Source organism: Micrococcus sp. KRD026 (assembly GCF_017168445.1).
GTDB lineage: Bacteria > Actinomycetota > Actinomycetes > Actinomycetales > Micrococcaceae > Micrococcus > Micrococcus luteus.
The window spans coordinates 1-21,146 of record NZ_JABFBA010000057.1; the positions used below are offsets into that span (position 1 = coordinate 1).

18 protein-coding genes, 2 tRNA genes and 1 pseudogene are annotated in these 21,146 nt (G+C 73.5%); 4 read left to right on the forward strand and 17 right to left on the reverse strand.

Going from position 1 to position 21,146, the window contains the following annotated elements:
• Positions 1-17 precede the first annotated feature (17 nt).
• Positions 18-428 (forward strand): TetR/AcrR family transcriptional regulator C-terminal domain-containing protein, encoded by a 411-nt coding sequence (locus tag J1M40_RS12915; protein ID WP_342356907.1) that lies wholly within the window; start codon positions 18-20, stop codon positions 426-428.
• A gap of 96 nt (positions 429-524) precedes the next feature.
• Here J1M40_RS12915 and J1M40_RS11955 read toward each other — a convergent pair whose 3' ends face one another.
• Together J1M40_RS11955 and J1M40_RS11960 are read right to left on the reverse strand one after the other, a co-directional pair.
• Positions 525-1,604: a hypothetical protein gene (locus tag J1M40_RS11955; protein WP_036381595.1), complete on the reverse strand. Its 1,080-nt coding sequence runs from the start codon at positions 1,602-1,604 to the stop codon at positions 525-527.
• 246 nt (positions 1,605-1,850) lie between these two features.
• Positions 1,851-1,923: transfer RNA gene (locus tag J1M40_RS11960), tRNA-Ala, on the reverse strand.
• A gap of 170 nt (positions 1,924-2,093) precedes the next feature.
• Here J1M40_RS11960 and J1M40_RS11965 point away from each other — a divergent pair.
• A complete protein-coding gene (locus tag J1M40_RS11965; RefSeq protein WP_060973671.1) occupies positions 2,094-3,224 on the forward strand; it encodes an oxidoreductase in 1,131 nt (376 codons plus the stop codon).
• An 86-nt stretch (positions 3,225-3,310) separates the two neighbouring features.
• On the opposite strand, the gene J1M40_RS11970 is transcribed toward J1M40_RS11965, so the two are convergent.
• The 11 genes from J1M40_RS11970 to J1M40_RS12020 all read right to left on the reverse strand — a co-directional run bounded on the left by J1M40_RS11970 (position 3,311) and on the right by J1M40_RS12020 (position 14,062).
• Positions 3,311-3,386 (reverse strand) — tRNA-Ala (locus J1M40_RS11970).
• A 121-nt stretch (positions 3,387-3,507) separates the two neighbouring features.
• Positions 3,508-4,173, reverse strand: coding sequence for a histidine phosphatase family protein (locus J1M40_RS11975; protein WP_069941376.1), 666 nt, complete (start codon positions 4,171-4,173; stop codon positions 3,508-3,510).
• 12 nt (positions 4,174-4,185) lie between these two features.
• Positions 4,186-4,611, reverse strand: a complete 426-nt coding sequence (rsfS, locus tag J1M40_RS11980) for a ribosome silencing factor (RefSeq protein WP_036316941.1) — start codon at positions 4,609-4,611, stop codon at positions 4,186-4,188.
• A complete protein-coding gene (gene nadD / locus J1M40_RS11985) occupies positions 4,608-5,255 on the reverse strand; it encodes a nicotinate-nucleotide adenylyltransferase (RefSeq protein WP_069941377.1) in 648 nt (215 codons plus the stop codon). Before nadD ends, rsfS begins: the two co-directional genes overlap by 4 nt.
• Positions 5,256-5,329: 74 nt before the next feature.
• Positions 5,330-5,551 (reverse strand): hypothetical protein, encoded by a 222-nt coding sequence (locus tag J1M40_RS11990; RefSeq protein ID WP_010078833.1) that lies wholly within the window; start codon positions 5,549-5,551, stop codon positions 5,330-5,332.
• A gap of 79 nt (positions 5,552-5,630) precedes the next feature.
• Entirely contained in the window at positions 5,631-6,980 is a 1,350-nt protein-coding gene (locus tag J1M40_RS11995; protein WP_206450831.1) for a glutamate-5-semialdehyde dehydrogenase, read from the reverse strand.
• Between the two features lie 72 nt (positions 6,981-7,052).
• Positions 7,053-8,258, reverse strand: a complete 1,206-nt coding sequence (gene proB / locus J1M40_RS12000) for a glutamate 5-kinase (RefSeq protein ID WP_078026094.1) — start codon at positions 8,256-8,258, stop codon at positions 7,053-7,055.
• A 3-nt stretch (positions 8,259-8,261) separates the two neighbouring features.
• Complete coding sequence (obgE, locus tag J1M40_RS12005; RefSeq protein ID WP_020622077.1) at positions 8,262-9,809, reverse strand: GTPase ObgE; 1,548 nt, start codon at positions 9,807-9,809, stop codon at positions 8,262-8,264.
• A 169-nt stretch (positions 9,810-9,978) separates the two neighbouring features.
• Positions 9,979-10,236 carry a 50S ribosomal protein L27 gene (rpmA, locus tag J1M40_RS12010; protein ID WP_002853915.1) on the reverse strand — a complete coding sequence of 86 codons (258 nt, stop codon included), beginning with the start codon at positions 10,234-10,236 and terminating at the stop codon, positions 9,979-9,981.
• A gap of 51 nt (positions 10,237-10,287) precedes the next feature.
• Positions 10,288-10,593, reverse strand: a complete 306-nt coding sequence (rplU, locus tag J1M40_RS12015; protein WP_002853919.1) for a 50S ribosomal protein L21 — start codon at positions 10,591-10,593, stop codon at positions 10,288-10,290.
• A 232-nt stretch (positions 10,594-10,825) separates the two neighbouring features.
• Positions 10,826-14,062 carry an Rne/Rng family ribonuclease gene (locus J1M40_RS12020; RefSeq protein ID WP_223247533.1) on the reverse strand — a complete coding sequence of 1,079 codons (3,237 nt, stop codon included), beginning with the start codon at positions 14,060-14,062 and terminating at the stop codon, positions 10,826-10,828.
• Positions 14,063-14,459: 397 nt separating this feature from the next.
• Here J1M40_RS12020 and J1M40_RS12025 point away from each other — a divergent pair, with 397 nt between their 5' ends.
• A complete protein-coding gene (locus J1M40_RS12025; protein ID WP_078026092.1) occupies positions 14,460-15,119 on the forward strand; it encodes a vitamin K epoxide reductase family protein in 660 nt (219 codons plus the stop codon).
• A gap of 86 nt (positions 15,120-15,205) precedes the next feature.
• On the opposite strand, the gene ndk is transcribed toward J1M40_RS12025, so the two are convergent.
• Entirely contained in the window at positions 15,206-15,628 is a 423-nt protein-coding gene (gene ndk, locus J1M40_RS12030) for a nucleoside-diphosphate kinase (protein WP_012750845.1), read from the reverse strand.
• Positions 15,629-15,703: 75 nt separating this feature from the next.
• On the reverse strand, positions 15,704-16,048 hold the full coding sequence (locus tag J1M40_RS12035; protein WP_354436019.1) for a DUF4233 domain-containing protein: 345 nt from the start codon (positions 16,046-16,048) through the stop codon (positions 15,704-15,706).
• Between J1M40_RS12035 and J1M40_RS13085 the strand changes: the two are divergent.
• Positions 16,041-16,085 (forward strand): annotated as a pseudogene (locus J1M40_RS13085) (hypothetical protein); the annotation flags it as partial. The gene J1M40_RS12035 and the pseudogene J1M40_RS13085 overlap by 8 nt on opposite strands.
• A gap of 115 nt (positions 16,086-16,200) precedes the next feature.
• Here the strand turns inward: J1M40_RS13085 and J1M40_RS12040 are convergent.
• Positions 16,201-17,754, reverse strand: coding sequence for a folylpolyglutamate synthase/dihydrofolate synthase family protein (locus J1M40_RS12040; protein WP_078026090.1), 1,554 nt, complete (start codon positions 17,752-17,754; stop codon positions 16,201-16,203).
• A partial coding sequence (ileS, locus tag J1M40_RS12045; protein WP_206450832.1) for an isoleucine--tRNA ligase occupies positions 17,754-21,146 on the reverse strand: 3,393 nt, incomplete at its 5' end. The genes ileS and J1M40_RS12040, both read right to left, overlap by 1 nt.

Consider the following 21,146-nt stretch of genomic DNA (forward strand, 5'->3'; position numbering starts at 1 on the left):
CGCGTCGACGGGGCCGTGTGCGGCGGGCCGTCAGCGGGTCAGGCCGAGACGACGGCGGGCCGCGACCAGCACCCCCGCGGCGGCGGCGCCGAGGCCGGCCAGCCACCAGCCGGTGGACTGCCCCGTCGACGCAGCGGGTCTACGAGACGGTGTGCGCGGTGTTGGCCCGGACCGGTCTGGCGCCGGAGCAGGTGCTGGCCCGGGTGATCGCGCTCGAGTCGTTCATCTACGGGTCTGCGTACGACGTCGACGCTCCGGCCGACATCTTCGAGGTGGCGGGGGCGCAGGAGCGCCTGCCCGCGCTTGGCGCGGCCGCCGAGGCCTTCCGGGCGGGCGGGGGCACGCGCGCGACGGGGGCGCGGAACCCCTATGCGGACGCACCCTTCGAGGAGGGACTGGACCTGCTGCTGGCGGGCCTCGGCGACTGACCCGCGGACTGCCGGCCGCGTGTCAGGCCGGCACGGACGCGCCGCCCCTGTGTGTGAGAGGGGCGGCGCGTCGACGGGGCCGTGTGCGGCGGGCCGTCAGCGGGTCAGGCCGAGACGACGGCGGGCCGCGACCAGCACCCCCGCGGCGGCGGCGCCGAGGCCGGCCAGCCACCAGCCGGTGGACTGCCCCGTCTCGACGGTGTCCGGGGTCGTGTGCTGCTCGTCGGCGTCGTCCTCGACCGGAGCGGGCTGTTCCTCCTCATCCTCCGGAGCCGGGGCGGCCTCGTCGCCCCGGAACGCGGCGAGCGCCGCTGCGGTGTCCGGGTCGGTCAGGTCGAGCGGCTTCCCGTTGAGGACGCCGTCCTCGGCATCGAGGAAGCCGTCGTACGCGGCGGAGATCTCCTCGCCGACATGCACGGTGACGGTCTGGACGTGGGCGACGTGGTCGCTGTGGAAGTCGACGGTGAAGGTGTCCGTACCGACGAAGCCCTCGTCGGGGATGTACCAGGCACGGAGCTCGGAGTGCTCCGAGTCACGGAACGCGAAGACCTCACCGTGGGCCGGCTCGGCCACGACCGCCGCGTAGGCGTCCTCCATCGTCGGCGCGGCGACCAGGTGGACGATCTCAGCGCCCGCCACCCCGGGAGCCAACTGCATGGCCGAGTCCCAGACCAGGGGCCGGTCCCCGAGGTCGGCCGTCTGCGGGCCGTCGACGGCGTGCACGGCCGCCCCCTGATCGTCGGCGAGGTCGGCGTCCGCCTGGAGCGTGATGCCCATGTTCAGCATCTGCCCGTCCACCTCCACGTCGTACCGCACGAGGCCTTCACCGGCCGCGCCGAGCGCGCGGCGGGTCTCCAGGACGTCCACCGCGCCGCCGTCGATGACGTCCAGGGCGGTGAACTCCACCTCCTGGCCGCCCTCCAGGCGGGTGCCGTCCTCGGCCACCGGGGTGAGCGTGAGCGTGAGGTCCTCCGGGTCGTAGCCGTCGTAGGTCTGGAAGAAGGCGGCGGTGACGTTCTCGTGGTCGACGGCCTGGAAGTAGCCGGCCTGGGGGCCATGGGCGTCGTCCCAGGCCGCGGCGGGGCCGGCGAGGGCGACGGTGGTGATGAGGCCGGCGGCGGCGACGGCGGCGGGCAGGTGACGGAGGGAGGGACGACGGGTACGGATGACGGACATGGCAGATCCTCACTGAGTCGGCCGGACAGGGGTGGCGGTCCCCGCCTCTGCAGCACCGGTGGTCCGGGCTCCACGGGTGGAGACGCCTCGAGTCTGTCCGCCGAGAGCCTGCCGTGAAAGGGCTGTGCGACGTCGATGCGTGATCGACGCTGGACCGCAACCCGGTCGTGACCGGTGGTTCTCGACGGCGAGCTGGCCGTCACGACGACGAAGGCCCGGTCCGCACGGACCGGGCCTTCTGACGGGTGGAGGTAAGGGGATTCGAACCCCTGACCTTCTGCATGCCATGCAGACGCGCTACCAACTGCGCCATACCCCCAGGTGGGTGGTGACTCCGTTTCCGGCGGACCGGCCGGAGCACCTGAACAGAATACCCGGCCTGCGGCAACCGCGCAAACCGGCCGGGCGGCGTCGATGGACCGCCGCGACGCCACGGCCTAGCGTGCAGGAGACGCCCCCATGCCCCCCCGCCAGCCCAGGAGGTCCTGCATGTCCCGCACTGACGCACCGATCCGCACCGCCCTGATCGGCTACGGGTTCGCCGGGAAGACGTTCCACGTCCCCCTGCTCCACGCCACGGAGGGACTCGCTCTCACCCATGTCGTCTCGAGCCGCCCGGACGCGGTGCACGCGGACCTGCCGGACGTCGTCGTGGTGCCTGACGTGGACAAGCTCCTGGCTCGCCACGACGTGGACCTCGTGGTGATCGCCGCCCCGAACGACCAACACGCGCCGCTCGCGCGCACGGCCCTGAGGGCGGGTAGGCACGTGGTGGTAGACAAGCCCTTCACGCTGAGTCTCGCCGAGGCGCGGGAGCTTCGCGACCTCGCGGTCGAGACCGGGCGGGTGCTGCGGGTGTTCCAGAACCGCCGCTTCGACAGCGACTTCCTGGGCATCGCCGAGCTGGTCCGCTCCGGCCGGCTCGGGGACGTCGTCCACCTCGAGTCCCGGATCGACCGCTTCCGCCCGACCGTCCGGGACCGCTGGCGGGAAGCCGCGGTGCCCGGGGGCGGCATCTGGTTCGACCTCGGACCGCACCTGGTCGACCAGGCGCTCCTGCTCTTCGGTGTCCCCGAACGCGTAGACGCCGACCTCGCGGCCCTGCGTCCGGGCGCCCCGGTCGAGGACTGGGCGCACTGCGTGCTGCAGTACCCGGGCCGGCGCGTGGTCCTGCAGGCGTCGATGCTCGTGGCCGGCGGCAGCCCGCGCTTCGCGGTCCACGGCACGCGTGGCTCCGCGGTGAAGGAACTGCCGGATCGGCAGGAGGTTCAGCTGCGCGCTGGTCTGCTCCCCGGCGCCGAGGGCTGGGGCGTCGATCCGGACCCGATCCTCCTGCACGACGGGGAGGGGAACACCGAGCGCGTCCCCGCGCCGATCGGAGCCCAGCAGCGGTCCTACGCGGGCGTGCGCGACGCGATCCTGGGCCGCGCGAGCAGCGACGCCGCCACCCCCGACCAGGCCGTCGCCGTGATGGCGGTGCTCGAGGCCGCCGTCGCCTCGGCGCGGGAGGGCCGTGCGGTGGAACCCGCACTCACGGCGGCGGAGCGCGCAGCGTACCCCGGCGTGTCCCCCGCACCGACCGCGGCGGAGCGACATCACCGCAGTGCAGAACCGCGGTGATGTCGCGGGGCGGCGGTCGCCTCCCGGCCCCGCACGGGAGTCCGACGACGACGAAGGCCCGGTCCGTGTGGACCGGGCCTTCTGACTGGTGGAGGTAAGGGGATTCGAACCCCTGACCTTCTGCATGCCATGCAGACGCGCTACCAACTGCGCCATACCCCCAGATGTGGGCGCCACCCGCGATCTTCACGCGCCGTTTCCGGCCCGTTCGCCTCGCTGGCAACTCGACCAGCGTACACGGTCCCCGTGCGGGCGCCAAATCGGCGTCCGGGCCGGGGCGCCCTCAGATGCCGTAACCCTCGAGGGTCCAATCGCCCCAGCCCTCGGCCCCGGTGTCGGCAGTGAACGCGCCCTGCAACACGGCGGCGCGGGCGTTGCCGATCCGCGCCATCGCCGCGAAGGCCTCGCCCTCGTGACGCAGGAGCAACCCCGTGGCCGCGCGGATCAGCGCACCGTGGGCCACGGCGAGCAGGGTGTGGGCGCCACCGTCGCGGGGGGTGTCCGCCCAGTGCGGGGGCACGTGTCCGCGCAGCGCACGCAGGGCCCGCTCGCCGCCCCCGCGCAGGGTCTCCCCGCCGACGGGACCGGCGTCGAGCGCCGGCTCGGCCCGCCAGAGGCGGTGCTCGTCCGGCCAGCGTTCCGCGATGGCACTGAGCTCCAGGCCCTCCCACTCTCCCCCGGCCAGCTCCATCAGCTCCGGGTCGACGGCCACGGGCGCCGCGCCCACCCGGGCCTCGAGCACGATCTCGGCCGTGCGGCGCGCCCGGGCCAGCGGGGAGCACACGGCCACGAGCTCCTCCGCGTCCTCGAGCAGATCGCCCACGGGCCCACCGGCGGCGCGGCGGGCCTGGCGCTCCCCCTCGGCGTTCAGCTCGATGTCCGTGTGCCCCTGGTAGCGGTCCAGGACGTTCCAGTCGGTCTCGCCGTGACGCAGCAGGATCAGGCGCATCTCCCGGCCCGCTCAGGAGGCGTGCGAGGCGGAGGCGCCGTCGTCCTGGGTGGCCGCGTCCGGTCGGGTGCTCTCCTCCGGCAGGCCGAGGTCGATCGCCGGGGTGTCCTTCCACAGGCGGTCCAGCGCGTAGAACTCGCGGTCCTCGCGATGCTGGACGTGCACCACGAAGTGTCCGTAGTCGAGCAGCACCCAGTGGCCGTCGGACCGGCCCTCGCGACGCAACGGCTTGAGCTGCTCGTCCTTCAACAGCGCCTCCTCGACGCCGTCGACGATCGCGTTGACCTGACGCTCCGAGGCGCCGGAGGCGATCAGGAAGGCGTCGGTCAGGCCGAGCCGCTCGGCGACGTCGAACGCGACGATGTGCGTGCCGAGCTTGTCCGCGGCGGCGGCCGCGGCGGTGGTGAGGGCGTCCAGGGTGGTCTGGGGAACGGTCACGAGGTCTCCTCTTCCGAGACGTAGAGGTGGTGCTTGGCGATGTATTGGACGACGCCGTCCGGGACGAGATACCAGACGGGCCGGCCCCGGCGGACGCGCTCCCGGCAGTCCGTGGAGGAGATCGCCATGGCGGGGATCTCCATCAGGGAGACGTCGGCGCCCAGGCCCATGTCCGAGAGGTCGTGGCCGGGACGGGTGACACCGACGAAGTGCGCCAGGTCCCAGAGTTCGTCCACGTCCTTCCACGTGAGGATCTGGCCCATGGCGTCCGCGCCGGTGATGAAGAACAGCTCGGCGTCCGGGTGCAGGCGGCGCAGGTCCCGCAGCGTGTCCACGGTGTAGGTGGCGCCGGGGCGGTCGATGTCCACCCGGGAGACGGTGAACCGGGGGTTGGAGGCGGTGGCCACCACGGTCATGAGGTAGCGGTCCTCGGCCGGGGAGACCTGCCGGTCCGACTTCTGCCACGGCTGACCCGTGGGGACGAAGATGACCTCGTCCAGCGCGAACTCGGCGGCCACCTCGGAGGCGGCCACGAGGTGCCCGTGGTGGATCGGGTCGAAGGTGCCGCCCATGATGCCGAGGCGAGGGCGGCGGGCGCGCCCGGCGGTGGGCGCGGTGACGGGGGTGCGGGAGGCGACGGTCATGCGCTCAGGAGACGAACGGACGGCCCGCCGCGTCGCCCCCGGCGGAGGCGACGACGCGGCGGGCCGGTGAGACGTCAGTGGCCGGAGGTGTGCGAGCCGCGGCCGGTGCCGTGGTGCTGGACCGCGGTGGTGGGCTCGGGCAGGCGCAGCGCGCGGGAGCGCATGGACATGGTGGCGGCCAGGGCGGCCATCAGCAGCGCGAAGACGAGCAGGCCGTACCAGATGGGGTCCATCGGCAGCTCGTTGACGACGTGGTGGCCCTCGGCGGCGGCCAGGATCAGGGAGGTGTTCAGCATGGATGCTCCTCGGTGCAGCGGGTCAGACGGCCGGGCCGGGGCCGGGCCGAAGGGGTCCTGGTGTCCATCGTAGCCCGGCTCAGCGGCGGATCTGCCCGTCGCCGCACAGGATCCACTTGGTGGTCGTGAGCTCCTCCAGGCCCATGGGCCCGCGGGCGTGCATCTTCTGGGTGGAGATGCCCACCTCGGCGCCGAGGCCGAGCTCGCCGCCGTCGGTGAAGCGCGTGGACGCGTTCACGATGACGGCCGCGGCGTCCACCTCGGTGATGAACCGCTCGGCCGCGGCCAGGTCGTTCGTGACGATGGCCTCGGTGTGGCCCGTGGACCACCGGCCGATGTGCTCGATCGCCTGGCCGAGGGAGTCCACGACGCGCACGGCCATTTCCATGTCCAGGTACTCGGTGCCCCAGTCCTCCTCCGTGGCGTCCACGGCGTCCCGGGCGTGGTCGCCGCGGTCGGCGAGCGTGGGCAGCCAGGCCCGCGCGGCCTCGTCCACGTGCAGCAGCACGCCGGCACGGGTGAGGGCGCGCAGCACTTCTCGGCCCACCTCCTCCGCGTCCCGGTGGAGCAGCAGGGTCTCGGCCGCATTGCACACGGAGGTGCGGTGGGTCTTCGAGTTGAGCGCGATGTCCACCGCCATCTGCTTGGGTGCGGAGGCGTCCACGTACAGATGCACGTTGCCCTCACCCGTCTCGATCACGGGCACCCGGGCCTCGCGGACCACGCGCTGGATCAGCTCACGGCCGCCGCGCGGGACGAGGACGTCCACCGCGCCACGGGCGGCCATCAGGGCGGCGACGCCGGGACGTCCGAGATCGTCGATGCCCTGGATGATGTTGGCGTCGAAGCCCTGGTCCACGAGCGCCTCGCGCAGCACCTGGATCAGGACCGCGTTGGTGGACTCCGCGGCCGAGCCGCCGCGCAGGATCACGCCGTTGCCCGACTTCAGGGCGATGCCGGCGATGTCCACCGTGACGTTCGGACGGGCCTCGTACACGGCGCCCACGACGCCCAGGGGCACCCGCACCTGGCTCATCCGCACGCCGTTGGGCAGCGGGCCGCCGCGGACCACGGTGCCCACGGGGTCCGGCAGGCCGGCCAGGGTCTCCAGGGCGAGGGCCAGCGCCTCGACGCGCGCCTCGTCCAGCTTGAGGCGGTCCAGCATGGCCGCCGAGGTGCCGGTCTCGCGGCCGCGGCTGCGGTCCTCGCGGTTGGCCGTGATGATCGCGGCCGTGTTGGCGCGCAGCGCCTCGGCCATGTGGCGCAGGACGGCGTCCTTGCGGGCGCGGCCGGCGACGGCCAGCTCGGGCACGGCCTGACGCGCCCACTCGGCCCGCTGGCGGACGGCCTCCTCGACCTCGGGCGTCGGCGCCTCGGCGTCCTGGCGGCCGGACTGATCCTGGGGTGCGGTGCTCTCGGTGGTCTGCATGCCGCCAGCCTATCGAGCGCCCCGGACGAGGCACGAGGCCCGGTCCGTCGACTCGGCCGGAGCCCGTGCCGGTCAGCGCTGCGGCGGAGCCAGGCGCACCCAGTCGTCGGCGTGCACGACGACGCCGTCGTAGCCCGCGCCGAGGTCCTCGCGGAGGTCGGCGGTCGTCCGCCCGAGCATGGCGGGCAGCTGCGACGAGGAGTACTGCACGAGGCCGCGCGCCCGCACCCGGCCATGCGCATCCACGATCTCGACGACGTCGCCCGGCGTGAAGGCGCCCGTGCAGCCGGTGATGCCCGCGGCCAGCAGGGAGCGGCCGCGGTCGATCGCCCCGGCCACCGCGCCGTCGTCGATGATGAGCCGACCCCGGACCTCCGCCGTGAGGCCGAGCCACGCCGCGCGGGCGGACCGGCGGCGGCCGGTGGCGGAGAACCACGTGCCCACGTCCTCCCCCGCGAAGGCGGCGCCCGCATTGGCGGCCGAGGTCAGCAGGGTCGGGATGCCGGTGGTGGCCGCGATGCCGGCCGCGTCCACCTTGGTCACCATGCCACCCGTGCCCACACCGGCAGAACCGGGCACGCGCACGTCGACGCCGGACAGGTCGTCGTCGGAGGTCACCTCGGGGATACGCCGCGCGTCCGGGTTCGAGGGGTGGCCCGTGTAGAGGGCGTCCACGTCGGAGAGCAGGACCAGCAGGTCCGCCTTGCAGAGGTTGGCGGTGAGGGCCGCGAGGCGGTCGTTGTCGCCGAAGCGGATCTCGCGCGTGGCCACGGCGTCGTTCTCGTTCACGATCGGCATCACGTCGAGCGTGAGCAGCCGCGCGAGGGCGCGGTGCGCGTTCGTGTACTGGGTGCGCCGCATGAGCTCTTCGGCGGTGAGGAGCACCTGCGCCACCTCCGTGTCGTGCCGGCCGAAGCTCGTGGTGTAGTGCGCCATGAGCTTGCTCTGGCCGACCGCCGCCGAGGCCTGCTGGGTGGCGGTGTCCTTGGGGCGGCGGCTCAGCCCGAGGTGCGGGAAGCCGGCCGCGATGGCGCCGGAGGACACGAGCACCACCTGGGTGCCCTTCTGCCGCTCGGCGGCGAGGACGTCCACGAGCCGGTCGATGGCCGCCACGTCCAGGCCGTCCGGGGTGGTCAACGAGGACGAGCCGATCTTCACGACCACTCGGCGTGCGGCCTGCATCGTCTCCCGCGAGGTCACGGGGTTGGCCTGCGGGTCCTCAGAGCCGCGCGTGGCGGGGGTCGGATAGCGGGTGACGACGGTGCGCCGCACGGACATGGATCATCCCTCTCGATCGTCGGTGTCGGTCCACAGGCCGGAGCGTCGCTCGGCCTCCATCTCGGCCCGGGTCGCCGCACGGGCGGCCCGGCGGGCATCCTGCTCGGCGCGCTTCTCCGCGCGGGTCGCGCGGGTGCGCTCGTCGAGCCGCAGGTCGGTGCCCCGGGGCCCGGCGAGCAGCTCGGCTCCCGCGGACAGCGTGGGCTCCCAGTCGAAGACGACGCCCGTGACGTCGTCGCCGATCACGACGGCGTCGCCCGGCCTCGCACCGGCCTTGAACAGGCCGTCCTCGACGCCGGCCCGCTGGAGCCGGTCCGCAAGGTAGCCGATCGCCTCGTCGTTCTGGAAGTCCGTCTGGGCGACCCACCGCTCGGGCTTCTCGCCGCGCACGCGGAACAGCGGCTCGAGGTTGCGCTCCTCGCGGCGGATCGTGAATTCGGCCCGCTCGCCACGGCGGCGATGCCGGCGCGGCACCTCGACGGGCGCGGCCGGCGCGGGCTCGACCACCCGGGAACGGGCCTCCGCCACGAGCTCGGCCATGGCGTACTTGAGGGCGTCCAGGCCCTCGCGGGCCAGCGCGGAGATGTCGAAGACCCGTAGGCCACGGCCCTCGAGCTCGTCGCGGACCATGTCCGCCATCGCGGCGCCGTCGGGCAGGTCGGTCTTGTTCAGGGCGATGAGGCGGGGCCGCTCGTTCAGCGGTACGACGCCCTCCCCGCCCTGGGAGAAGACGGGCTCCACCGCGTAGGCCTCGAGCTCGGCCTCGATGGCCTCGAAGTCGGCGATCGGGTCGCGGTCGGACTCGAGGCTGCCGCAGTCGAGGACGTGCACGAGCGCGGCGCAGCGCTCGACGTGGCGCAGGAACTCCAGGCCGAGGCCGCGGCCCTCCGAGGCACCGGGGATCAGGCCCGGGACGTCGGCCACGGTGAAGCGCACGTCGCCGGCCTGCACGACCCCGAGGTTGGGCACGAGCGTGGTGAACGGGTAGTCCGCGATCTTGGGACGGGCCGCAGACAGGGCAGCGATGAGGGAGGACTTGCCGGCCGAGGGGAAGCCCACGAGCGCGACGTCCGCCACGGTCTTGATCTCGAGCGTCAGGTCCCGGCTCTCCCCCGGCAGGCCGAGCAGCGCGAAGCCGGGCGCCTTGCGCTTCACGGAGGCCAGAGCCGCGTTGCCGAGGCCGCCCTGACCGCCGGCGGCGGCGACGTAGGTCGCGCCCTCCCCCACGAGATCGGCCACGATGTTGCCCTGCTCATCCTTGACCACCGTGCCGTCCGGCACGGGCAGCACGAGCGACTGGCCGTTCTTGCCCTCGCGGTGGTCGCCCATGCCCGGCTGGCCGTTCTCAGCGGACCGGTGCGGGGCGTGGTGGTAGTCCAGCAGCGTGGTGGTCTGCGAGTCCACCACGAGGGTGATGTCGCCGCCGTCGCCCCCGTCGCCGCCGTCGGGGCCACCCAGGGGCTTGAACTTCTCGCGATGCACGGAGACGCACCCGTGCCCGCCGTTGCCGGCGGTGAGGTGGAGGACCACGCGGTCCACGAAGGCTGCCATGGGAGTGCTCCTAGGGGCTGGAGGGATCGGACTCAGACGGCCCAGGGGCCGGAGACGCCGACGGCGGGGGCGGGTCCGGTGGATGCCGGGCCCGCCCCCGCCGGGGCGTCAGGGGGTGCGGGTGTCCTCGCCGGGCGAGGGTCCGCACGCAGACCGCACGAGTGTCAGATCACTCCGCGGCGGGGACGATGTCCACGACCTTGCGGCCGCGGCGCTGGCCGAAGGCCACGGAGCCCGCGGACAGCGCGAAGAGGGTGTCGTCCTTGCCGCGGCCGACGTTGCGGCCCGGGTGGAACTTGGTGCCACGCTGGCGGACGATGATCTCGCCGGCGTTGACGTCCTCGCCGCCGTAGCGCTTGACGCCGAGGTACTGCGGGTTCGAATCGCGGCCGTTCTTCGAGGAACTGCCGGCCTTCTTATGTGCCATTGCTGTTGCCTAACCTCTCGGATGCTCGGTTTCGCCGGTGCCGGTGACGGCTCAGGCGATCCCGGTGATCTTGACCGTGGACAGCTCAGAGCGGTGGCCCTGGCGCTTCTTGTAGCCGGTCTTGTTCTTGTACTTCATGATGACGACCTTCTTGCCACGGGAGTGGGAGACGACCTCGGCGGTCACCTTCACACCGGCGGCATCGGCGCCAGCCTTGACCTCGTCCCCGTCCACCAGCATCAGAGCGGGCAGCTCGACGGAGCCACCGGTCTCAGCGGGAACGCGGTCAAGGGTAACGAGGTCTCCGACGGAAACCTTCTCCTGGCGGCCGCCAGCGCGGACAATCGCGTACACCACTTGGGACTCACTTCTCTCGACGTTTCAACGGATCAGATCGGGTTCTGCTCGCCCGCACCTCGACCGCGGCTGCGTCCGGGTCCGGCGGTCCCTCACCGGGACATGCGGGAGCGTGCGGGCGGTGAACACCGATGGTCCAGCATACTCGCTGCCGGGCATCCGGACCAAACAGAGGCGTGTCGGCGCGTCGCCGCCGCCCGGGGCAGGCCCGGGGCGGCGGCACCGACGACGGTCAGCGGCCGCGACGGGCCAGGTCGGCGGCCTTCACTCCGACGCCGAGCATCACCGGGGCGGCACCCTGCGGCTCGGCGGGGGTGGACGCCTCGGCCACGGCCGCGGTGAAGCGGCCGCCCTGGGCGCCGCCGGGCGCGGCCTGGACCTGGACGTGGACGCCGTCGGACGACACGGCGCGACGCGAGCGCCGGCGCGGCGATCCAGGCACCGGGGCGGTCGGAGCCGCCTGGGCCTCGGTCGGGGCGTCCGCGGCGGACGCCTGGTCCGCGTCCGCCGTGGGCTCCGCCGTCGGCTCGGTCGCCGCAGGCTCCACCATCACGGCCTCCTCGACGGCGGCCGGGGCGGCGGGCTGCTCGTGGACCTCGGTGGCGTCCGTGGACTCCTCGGGCGAGGGCTCGGTGGCCTCCACCGGAGCCGCGTCCGTGCGGTCGGCCGTCCGCTCGGCGGACGCGTCCGCACCGGCGGCCGGACGGACGACGCCGTCGCTCGAGGCCCGGCGGGACCGGCGGCGCCGGGGCGCCGGGGCATCCTCGGCGGGCACGGGCGCCGGGGCATCCTCGGCAGGCACAGGCTCCGATGCGACCTCGGAGGACACGGCCACCGAGGAGTCGGCGTCCGCGGCCTCGTGCCGCGACGGCGTCGCGCGCTCCGCACCGTGGTCCTCGGCGTCGGCGTCGGCCTCGGTCGAGGCCGCCTCGCCGCCTCGGCGAGACCGCCCGCGGCCACCCCGGCGACGCCGGGACCGGCGGGGACGGTCGTCCTGCTCAGCCGCGTCTTCCGGGGACTCGGCCTCGGCGTCGGCCTCCGCCTCCGCGACGGCGGCCACGGCCTCCTCGGCCTGCACGACCGGGTCCTGGTGCTCGGGGGCCGCGGCGGCGGCCGGCTCGGCCGCCTCCTCCTCGGTCTGACGGGTCTGACCGGCGGACTCGGCGGGGCCGTCGTCGTGCGACCGCGCGGCATCCTCGGAGCCGGCATCCTCGGCGCCGGTGTCCCCCGACTCCTCAGCGCGGCCCCGGCTGCGGCGGCGGCCCCGACGACGCCGGCGACGCGGCGTCTCCTCCTCGTCCGTCCCGGCCGGCTGCCCGGCCTCCGCGGGCCCGGCCGACGCGGCCTCGACGGCCTCGGCCGCGGAGTCCTCGGCGGCGTCCGCCGCCTGCTCGGCGGGGGCGGACTCCTGGGCGGGGGCCTCGTCCTCGGCCACCTTGCCGGAGGCCTTCGCGATCGAGTGCAGGGCGACCCGGGCGGCCTCGGCCCGCTCACGGCGCTGCCGCTCGTCCTCCGAGTCGGCGTGCTCGGCGCCCGTCGTCGTGGCCGCGGCGGCGTGGGCGTGCTCGCCCTCGCCGTCGCCCCGACGCCGGCGACGACGGCGGCCCTCCGCCTCGCCGCGCTGCTCACCGCCGGAGCGGCCCCGCTCGACCGGCGTGTCCTGGATGAGGATGCCGCGGCCGGCGCAGTGCTCGCAGGTCTCCGAGAACACCTCCACGAGCCCGGTGCCCATGCGCTTGCGCGTCATCTGGACCAGGCCGAGCGAGGTCACCTCGGCGACCTGGTGCTTCGTGCGGTCCCGGCCCAGGCACTCCACGAGACGGCGCAGCACGAGGTCGCGGTTGGCCTCGAGCACCATGTCGATGAAGTCGATGACGATGATGCCGCCGATGTCCCGCAGGCGCAGCTGCCGGACGATCTCCTCGGCGGCCTCGAGGTTGTTCTTGGTGACGGTCTCCTCGAGGTTGCCGCCGGAGCCCGTGAACTTGCCGGTGTTCACGTCCACCACGGTCATGGCCTCGGTGCGGTCGATCACGAGCGAGCCGCCGGAGGGCAGGTACACCTTGCGCTCGAGCGCCTTGTGGAGCTGCTCGTCCACGCGGTGGGTGGCGTACAGGTCCTCGCCGTCGTGGTCCTCCGGCACCCAGTGGTGCAGACGGCCCAGCAGGTGCGGGGCCACGTAGGTCACGTAGGCCTCGATGTTGTCCCACGTGGCCTCGCCCTGCACGAGCATGGCGGAGAAGTCCTCGTTGAAGACGTCGCGGACCGTCTTGATGGTCAGGTCCGGCTCGGCGTAGAGCAGCTCGGGGGCGAGCACCTTGGTGCCGGACGCCTTCTCCTGGATGCCCTCCCACTGGGCGCGCAGACGGTTGATGTCGTTCTGCAGCTCCTGCTCGGAGGTGCCCTCGGCCGCGGTGCGCACGATCACGCCGGCGTCCTGCGGCAGGTGGTCCTTGAGGATCTTCTTCAGACGCGAGCGCTCCACGTCCGGCAGCTTGCGGGAGATGCCGGTCATCGAGCCTCCCGGCACGTACACGAGGTAGCGGCCGGGCAGGGAGACCTGGCTGGTCAGACGGGCGCCCTTGTGGCCCACCGGGTCCTTGGTGACCTGGACGAGCACGGTGTCGCCGGACTTGAGCGCGTTCTCGATCTTTCTCGGCTTGCCGTCCAGCTGGGCGGCGTCCCAGTTGACCTCGCCCGCGTAGAGCACGGCGTTGCGTCCGCGGCCGATGTCCACGAACGCGGCCTCCATGGACGGCAGCACGTTCTGGACCTTGCCCAGGTACACGTTGCCGATCATCGAGTCCTGCGTGGTGTGCGAGACGAAGTGCTCGGCCAGCACGCCGTCCTCGAGCACGGCGATCTGGATGCGCTGGTCGCGCTGGCGCACCAGCATCTTGCGGTCCACGGCCTCGCGGCGGGCCAGGAACTCGGCCTCGGTGATCACGGTGCGGCGACGCCCGCCCGAGCGGGAGTCGCGGCGGCGCTGGCGCTTCGCCTCGAGCCGGGTGGATCCCTTGACGCTCTGGACGGTGTCCGAGGCGGTGCCGACGGCCTGGCGCGGCGCGCGCACGCGGGTGACGGTGTGCTCGGGATCGCCGGCCTCGCCGCCGTCGAGCTCCATGTCCACCTCACCGCGGCGGCGTCGGCGGCGCCGCCGGGAGACCACGGCGCCCTCGGCCCGGTCCTCGGACTCTCCGGCGTCCTCGTCCTCGGAGCGCTGCCGGGACGTGGTCTCGGTGCGCAGGACCTCGATCAGGTTCGCCGGCACGGCGAACGGGTCGGTCGGGTCGACCTGCAGCGTCGGCGCGCTCGGCTCCTCGGCCGGGTCCGCGGCGTCGTCGGACGCGGCGGTCCGCTCCGGCTCCGCCCCGTCGGCGGTGTCCGCCGCGGTCTGCGTCACGGCCTGCTCGGCCGTCTCTTCCACGCGTTCGTCTGCGCGGGTCGTGTCCTCGTTGTTGGCCGCCATGGCAGCACCTCCCGCCGACCGACGACGCCACACTCGCCGCCGCCCGGCGTGTCCGCGTCCGCCGCCGGCCGCGTTGCCCCGGGCGCCGTGCGCCACGGGTGCGCCGGGAGGCGGACTCCGAGAAGTCATCGGGTGGACCGCGTCGACCGTCAGGGCCCGGCGCGGAACCGCTGCGCCCTCGAGATCGGGGCCTGGGCGTCACGTGCCGTCCGCCGGCCGGCGCACGGACGCGCACGGGCGAAGCCCGGCGTCCACCTCCCGCACGATGCTCGACGCGGGGGCGCCTCGGCGGCGGCCCGACGTCGGGCGCGCAGCGGGCTGCCCCGCGGTGTGGCCACGGGACGGCCAGGGCCGATTCTCTCACATCCGCCCCGGGCACGCGCCTAGAATCGTGTCCATGCCTGCGACCCCGCTGACGGACGACATCCGCCTCTCCCCCGCCGACGACATCCCCGCCGAGGAGGCCCGGCTCACCTGGTACGCCCGGCCCGCGGGCACGGCGGCGCTGCTCCTGATCACCTCGCTCGTGGCGCTGACGGCCACCATCATCATCATCGTCGAGCGCACCCTCCTCACCGCGGACCCGACGCACCGCACGTCCTGCGACCTCAACCCGTGGGTGTCCTGCGGCCAGGTGATGCAGTCGTGGCAGGCCCACACCTTCGGCTTCCCGAACACGTACATCGGCGTGGTCGCGTTCTCCGTGCTCATCACCGTGGGGATGTCCCTGCTCGCCGGCGCCCGCTTCGCCCGCTGGTACTGGCTGCTGATGAACGCGGGGATCCTGGCGGGCTTCGCGTTCTGCGTGTGGCTCTGGTACTCGGCCGTCTACAGCATCGGCACGCTCTGCCTCTACTGCATGATCGTGTGGGCCATGGTCATCGCCCAGCTCGTGCTTGTGACGTCCCGGAACCTGCAGACCGGCACGCTGCCGGCCCCGGCCGGTCTCGTCCGCCTCGCCCGGGAGCTGGCCTGGCCCGTGATCGTGCTCCTCTACGTCCTGGTGTTCGCCTCGATCCTGCTGGAACTGGGCCTCGGGGTCGTCGGGATCGACTGAGCCTAAGCTCCCCCACCGGACACGACGACGGCGGCCGGTCACCCCACCAGGGTGACCGGCCGCCGTCGTGCGGGCCCGGAACGGGCTCAGCCGAACCAGATCGCGAGCTCGCGCTCGGCCGAAAGGGTCGAGTCCGAACCGTGGACGAGGTTCTTCTGGACGGCCTCGCCCCAGTCCCGGCCCAGGTCGCCGCGGATGGTGCCCGGGGCGGCCACGGTGGGGTCGGTCTTGCCGGCCAGCGAGCGGAACCCCTCAATCACCGAATCGCCCGTGACGCGCGCGGCCACCACGGGGCCGGAGGCCATGAACGCCACCAGCGGCTCGAAGAACGGCTTGCCCTGGTGCTCCTCGTAGTGGCGCTCCAACATGGCGCGGGTGGGCGTGAGCATCTTCAGGTCGGCGATCACGTAGCCCTTGCGCTCGATGCGCGCGAGGATCTCGCCGACCAGGTTGCGGGCCACCCCGTCCGGCTTGATGAGGACGAGGGTCTCTTCGGTGTGGTGCGTCATGGGGTGTGCTCCTAGCGTCGTCGGACGGCCGCGAGCGCGGCCCGGTTCCCGCTCCACCCTAGTGGGGCCCGGGACTCAGCGTCCGTGCTCGGCCTCCCAGGCGGCCTCGAGGCGGTCGCGCTGGGCGTTCTCGACGTCCATGGCACCGCCCTTGATCACGGCGTACGCCCACGTCAGCGCGAAGAGGGCCCCCACCACGAACATCGAGTACTCCCAGAAGCCGGAGGCCAGCAGGACGGCCTGGATCGCCCAGCCGATCGCGATGCCGACGGGCTTGCGCACCAGGGCGCAGGTCAGCACCGCGACGACGGCCAGCGCGGAGTAGCCCGCCACGAACCACCAGGCGCCCGGCTCGTCCCGGTGCATGCCGAACAGCATGAGTCCGAGGAAGAAGATGAGCACCGCCTCGAGCATGAGGATCGTGGAGGTGAACAGGGCGCGCACGGAGCGTCGGCGCCGGCGAGTGCCGGGGCGCCACTGCCGCTGGGCTCGCGTCTCGCGCTCGGGGCGCCAGGGCTCGTCGCCGAAGCGCCCCTGCTCCGTGGCGCCTCCGGTCTCCGGCTGGTCGGGGGTCATCGGTCCTCCTCCGGCCGGCGGCGGGCGCCGGCGTCGTCGCGGTCCTCGAGCAGCTCGAGGATCTCCGGGTCCAGATCGTCTTCGTCGGCGTCCGCCAGCCCGACGGCGTCGAGCAGGTCGGCGGGGTCGAGGCCGCGGGCGGCCACGGTGACGGGGCCGGCATGGCGGGGCTCGCCCACGAGGGTGCGGACCTCGGCGGCCAGGGTGATCGAGCCGAGCACGAGCACGCCGCCGCCGGTGCCGGAGGCCAGTTCGTCCGCGCTCGTCTCGAGGGCCTCCGCGCGGCCGACCGCCCACTCGAGGGCGTCCGGCACGGACTCGGTGGCGTACACGTCGTCCTCGGGCCAGCCGGCGTCGACGGCCATGCGGGCCAGCTCCCCGGCCGGGATGGCGCGGGCCGAGGAGGACTGCGTCACCGCGAGGTCCTCCACGTCGTCGCCGAACGCCCGGTAGAGCGCCGCGAGCATGCCCGGCGCGTCCTTCTCCTGGAGGATCCCGACGACCAGCGAGAGGCGGGTGAAGCCGAACGCCTCCTGCACCGCACGGGCCGTGGCCCGCACGCCGTCCGGGTTGTGGGCGGCGTCCACGATGAGCGTGGGGGCGGTGCGCAGCACCTCGAGCCGGCCGGGCGAGGTGACCTGGGACAGCCCCTCGCGCAGCAGCTCCTCGTCCAGCGGTCGCTCGCCGCCGCCCAGGAACATCTCCAGGGCCGCCACGGCCACCGCGAGGTTCTGCGCCTGGTGCTCCCCGAGCAGCGGCAGGAACAGGTCCCGGTACTCGGCCGCGAGGCCACGCACGGACACCTGCTGGCCGCCCACGGCCAGGGAGCGCTCGAGCACGCCGAACTCGACGCCCTCGAAGCGGAACGGCACGTCGGCCGCCTGCGCCGCCTCGAGCAGCACCTGGGCGGCGTCGCGCTCCTGGGCGGCGGAGACGAGGGCGCCGCCGGGCTTGATGATGCCGGCCTTCTCCTCGGCGATCTCGGCCTCGGTCTCCCCCAGCAGGTCCGTGTGGTCCAGGGAGATGGGGGTGACCACGGAGACGACGGCGTCCGCGACGTTGGTCGCGTCCGTCACGCCCCCGAGGCCCACCTCGAGGACGACGACCTCCACGGGCTCGTCCGCGAACACCGCGAAGCCCAGCGTGGTGACCGCCTCGAAGTACGTCAGCGGGACCTCGCCCGCGGCCTCGAGCTCCGCGTCCACGGTCTGCACGATCGGGAGGATCTCCCCCCACACGCGCACGAAGGTCTCGTCGGCCACCGGGGCGCCGTCGATGCTGATCCGCTCCGTGACACGCTGCAGATGCGGCGAGGTGTAGCGCCCGGTGCGCAGCCCGTAGGCGCGCAGGACGGCCTCGACCATCCGCGCCGTGGACGTCTTGCCGTTGGTGCCGGTCAGGTGGATCACCGGGGCCGCGTGCTGCGGGTCGCCGAGCAGCGCGAGCACGCGCCGCATCGGCTCGAGCCGCGGCTGCATCTTGTTCTCCGGGGCGCGGGCGAGCAGGTCCCGGTAGACCTCCTCGACCGTGCCCGGGGCGTCCCCGCGCATCACGCGTCCGCCTTCGCGACGGTGACTGCCACGGTCTTCATGGCGTCGTCGGCCGGGTCCTTGCGCGGGTCGGCCGCACCGGAGTCCACGAGCTCCAGGTCCACCGTGAGGGTCTCCTCCGCGACGAGGCCGCGGTGGGCCTCGAGCGCCGCCACGACGGCGGTGGGGCCCTCGATCCGCGTGCGCACGCGGTCGGAGACGTCCAGGCCGGCGTCCTTGCGGGCCGCCTGGACGGCGCGGACCACGTCCCGGGCGGTGCCCTCGGCGGCCAGCTCCGCGGAGACCTCGGTGTCCAGCACGAGGAAGCCGGCGGTGCCGGGCAGCACGCCCACCGCGGTCCCCTCGGGGGCGCCGGTGGAGACGGTGCGCAGCTCGTAGAGCGCGGGGGCCAGTGTCACGGTCTCGCCGTCGGCGAGCGTGACCGCCAGGCCCTCGGCCGTCTCCTCGTACGCGCCGGCGTCGACCGCCTGCTTCACGAGCGGCACCTGCCTGCCGAACGCCTTGCCGAGCTCGCGGAAGTTCAGCTTCAGCTCCGTGCCGATGCCGTAGCGGGCGATCGCCTCCTCCGAGAGCTCGGTGAGCTCGACGTCCTTGAGGTTCAGCTCGTCCGCCACGATGCGGGCGTAGGTGCCCTCGAGGCCCGCCGCGTCCGGGACGACGACGGACAGGCGGGGCAGCGGCAGGCGCACCCGGCGCCCGGCCCCCTTGCGCAGGGCCGAGCCGGCCGAGCTGATGCGGCGCACCGCGTCCATCCGGGCCACGAGGGAGTCCGCCTCGGGCCCGTGGGGGAACAGGTCGGCGTCCGGGTAGTCGGTCAGGTGGACCGAGCGGCCACCGGTGAGGCCGCGCCAGATCTCCTCGGCGATCAGCGGCATCAGCGGTGCGGCGGCCCGGGTGAAGGCCTCGAGAACGGTGTAGAGGACGTCGAAGGCGACGGTGTCCTCGTCGAAGAACCGCTCCCGGGACCGGCGGATGTACCAGTTGGTCAGCGTGTCCATGAAGCCGCGCAGCGCGTCCGTGGCGTCCGAAACCTCGTAGGCGTCCAGGCCGGCCTTGACCTCCCGCAGCATGCGGCCCGCGGCGGCCAGGATGTACTGGTCCAGGGGGTCCTCGGCGGTGTGCCGCTCCTGCGCGCGGTACCCCTCGGGGCGGGCGCCGCCGTCGTGCGCGGTGTTCGCGTACAGGGTGAAGAAGTGGTACGCGTTCCACGCCGGCAGCAGCACCTGGCGGACGCCCTCGCGGATGCCCTCCTCCGTGACGATCAGGTTGCCGCCGCGCAGGATGGGGCTGGCCATGAGGAACCAGCGCATGGCGTCCGCGCCGTCGCGGTCCAGGACCTCCGTGACGTCCGGGTAGTTGCGCAGCGACTTGGACATCTTCTGCCCGTCCGAGCCGAGCACGATGCCGTGCGAGATCACGTTGGAGAACGCCGGCCGGTCGAACAGCGCCGTGGCCAGGATGTGCATGGTGTAGAACCAGCCGCGCGTCTGGCCGATGTACTCCACGATGAAGTCCGCCGGGTTGTGCGTGGGGAACCAGTCCGCGCGCTCGAACGGGTAGTGCACCTGGGCGTACGGCATGGAGCCGGAGTCGAACCAGACGTCCAGCACGTCCTCGACCCGGCGCATGACCGCACCCGCCGCGGCGGCCTCGGGGTCCGGGTGGGGGCGGGTGAGGTCGTCCACCCACGGGCGGTGCAGGTCCACCTCGCCCTCGGCGTTGCGCGGCAGGCGGCCGAAGGCCTCCTCGATCTCCGCGAGCGAGCCGTAGACCTCCTGGCGGGGGAAGTCGGGGTGGTCGGACTCCCACACCGGGATGGGCGAGCCCCAGTACCGATTGCGGGAGATGGACCAGTCGCGCGCGTTGGCGACCCACGTGCCGAACTGCCCGTGCTTCACGTTGCCGGGGATCCAGGTGATCTCCTCGTTCAGCTCGAGCATGCGCTCCTTGATCTGGGTGACCTTGACGTACCAGGACGTCACCGCGCGGTAGATCAGGGGCGTGCGGCACCGCCAGCAGTGCGGGTAGGAGTGCTCGTAGGAGGCTTCGCGGGCCACGCGGCCCAGGGCGCGCAGGGCGCGGATGATCGTGCGGTTGGCCTCGAAGACCTGCACGCCGGCGATCTCGCGCAGGTCGCCGCGCCCGACGTCCTCGCGGGCGAACAGCGGCAGGAACCGGGCACCGGAGTCCACGGAGAGCAGCACGGGGATGCCGTTGGCCTCGCACACGCGCTGATCGTCCTCACCGTAGGCCGGCGCCTGGTGGACCACGCCGGTGCCGTCCTCGGTGGAGACGTAGTCGTCCACGAGGATGCGGTGGGCGCCCTCGACGCCGAGGTCACGGCCGTTGACGGTGAAGGTCTCCCCGCGGTGGGCGTCGAACACGTCCGTGAACAGCGGCGCGTAGGCCAGGCCGCCGAGGCGGGCGCCGGGGATCGTCTCGGTGACCGCGGCGCGGGCGGCGTCGGCATCGGCGTAGCCGAGCTCCCTGGCGTGGGCGCCCACCAGGTCCACGGCCAGGAGGAAGCGGTCCCCGTCCGCGGTCGCGCCCTCGGGGCCGGCCGGCACCACGGCGTACTGGATCTGGGGGCCGACGGCGAGGGCCGCGTTGGTCGGCAGCGTCCAGGGCGTGGTGGTCCAGGCCAGGACGTGGACGCCGGCCAGGTGCGCGGCGAGCGCCGCGTCGGCGCCGCCGTCGGGCACGAGGGCGGGGTCCGCCGGGAGGCCGGTGATCGGGAACGTGACGGTGACCGAGGGGTCCTGGCGCATCTTGTAGACGTCGTCGTCCATGCGCAGCTCGTGGTTGGACAGCGGGGTCTCGTCGTTCCAGCAGTAGGGCAGGACGCGGAAGCCGCGGTAGGTCAGGCCCTTGCGGTGCAGCTCGGAGAAGGCCCAGATCACGGACTCCATGAAGTCCGGGGTGAGGGTCTTGTAGTCGTTCTCGAAGTCGACCCAGCGGGCCTGGCGGGTCACGTAGTCCTGCCACTGGTCCGTGTACTTCAGGACCGAGGAGCGGCAGGCGTCGTTGAACGTGTCGATGCCCATGGCCTCGATCTCGGACTTGTCCGTCATGCCCAGCTGCTTCATCGCCTCGAGCTCGGCGGGCAGGCCGTGGGTGTCCCAGCCGAAGCGGCGCTCCACGCGGCGGCCCTGCTGCGTCTGGTAGCGGGCCACGAGGTCCTTGACGTACCCGGTGAGCAGGTGGCCGTAGTGCGGCAGGCCGTTGGCGAAGGGCGGGCCGTCGTAGAAGACGAACTCGTTCTGCGAGCCGTCCTCGTTCCGGGTGGGACGCTGGTCGATCGAGGCCTGGAAGGTGCCGTCCTCGTCCCAGTACGCCAGGATGCGGCGCTCGATCTCCGGGAAGCGCGGGGAGGCGGGGGTGCGGCCGTCAGG

Bases quoted from the DNA above. Each gene is read 5' to 3' on its own strand.
- J1M40_RS11955 (WP_036381595.1), bottom strand. From the start codon at position 1,604: ATGTCCGTCATCCGTACCCGTCGTCCCTCCCTCCGTCACCTGCCCGCC.
- J1M40_RS11965 (WP_060973671.1), top strand. From the start codon at position 2,094: ATGTCCCGCACTGACGCACCGATCCGCACCGCCCTGATCGGCTACGGG.
- J1M40_RS11975 (WP_069941376.1), bottom strand. From the start codon at position 4,173: ATGCGCCTGATCCTGCTGCGTCACGGCGAGACCGACTGGAACGTCCTG.
- nadD (WP_069941377.1), bottom strand. From the start codon at position 5,255: ATGACCGTCGCCTCCCGCACCCCCGTCACCGCGCCCACCGCCGGGCGC.
- J1M40_RS11990 (WP_010078833.1), bottom strand. From the start codon at position 5,551: ATGCTGAACACCTCCCTGATCCTGGCCGCCGCCGAGGGCCACCACGTC.
- J1M40_RS11995 (WP_206450831.1), bottom strand. From the start codon at position 6,980: ATGCAGACCACCGAGAGCACCGCACCCCAGGATCAGTCCGGCCGCCAG.
- proB (WP_078026094.1), bottom strand. From the start codon at position 8,258: ATGTCCGTGCGGCGCACCGTCGTCACCCGCTATCCGACCCCCGCCACG.
- obgE (WP_020622077.1), bottom strand. From the start codon at position 9,809: ATGGCAGCCTTCGTGGACCGCGTGGTCCTCCACCTCACCGCCGGCAAC.
- rpmA (WP_002853915.1), bottom strand. From the start codon at position 10,236: ATGGCACATAAGAAGGCCGGCAGTTCCTCGAAGAACGGCCGCGATTCG.
- J1M40_RS12020 (WP_223247533.1), bottom strand. From the start codon at position 14,062: ATGGCGGCCAACAACGAGGACACGACCCGCGCAGACGAACGCGTGGAA.
- J1M40_RS12025 (WP_078026092.1), top strand. From the start codon at position 14,460: ATGCCTGCGACCCCGCTGACGGACGACATCCGCCTCTCCCCCGCCGAC.
- ndk (WP_012750845.1), bottom strand. From the start codon at position 15,628: ATGACGCACCACACCGAAGAGACCCTCGTCCTCATCAAGCCGGACGGG.
- J1M40_RS12040 (WP_078026090.1), bottom strand. From the start codon at position 17,754: ATGCGCGGGGACGCCCCGGGCACGGTCGAGGAGGTCTACCGGGACCTG.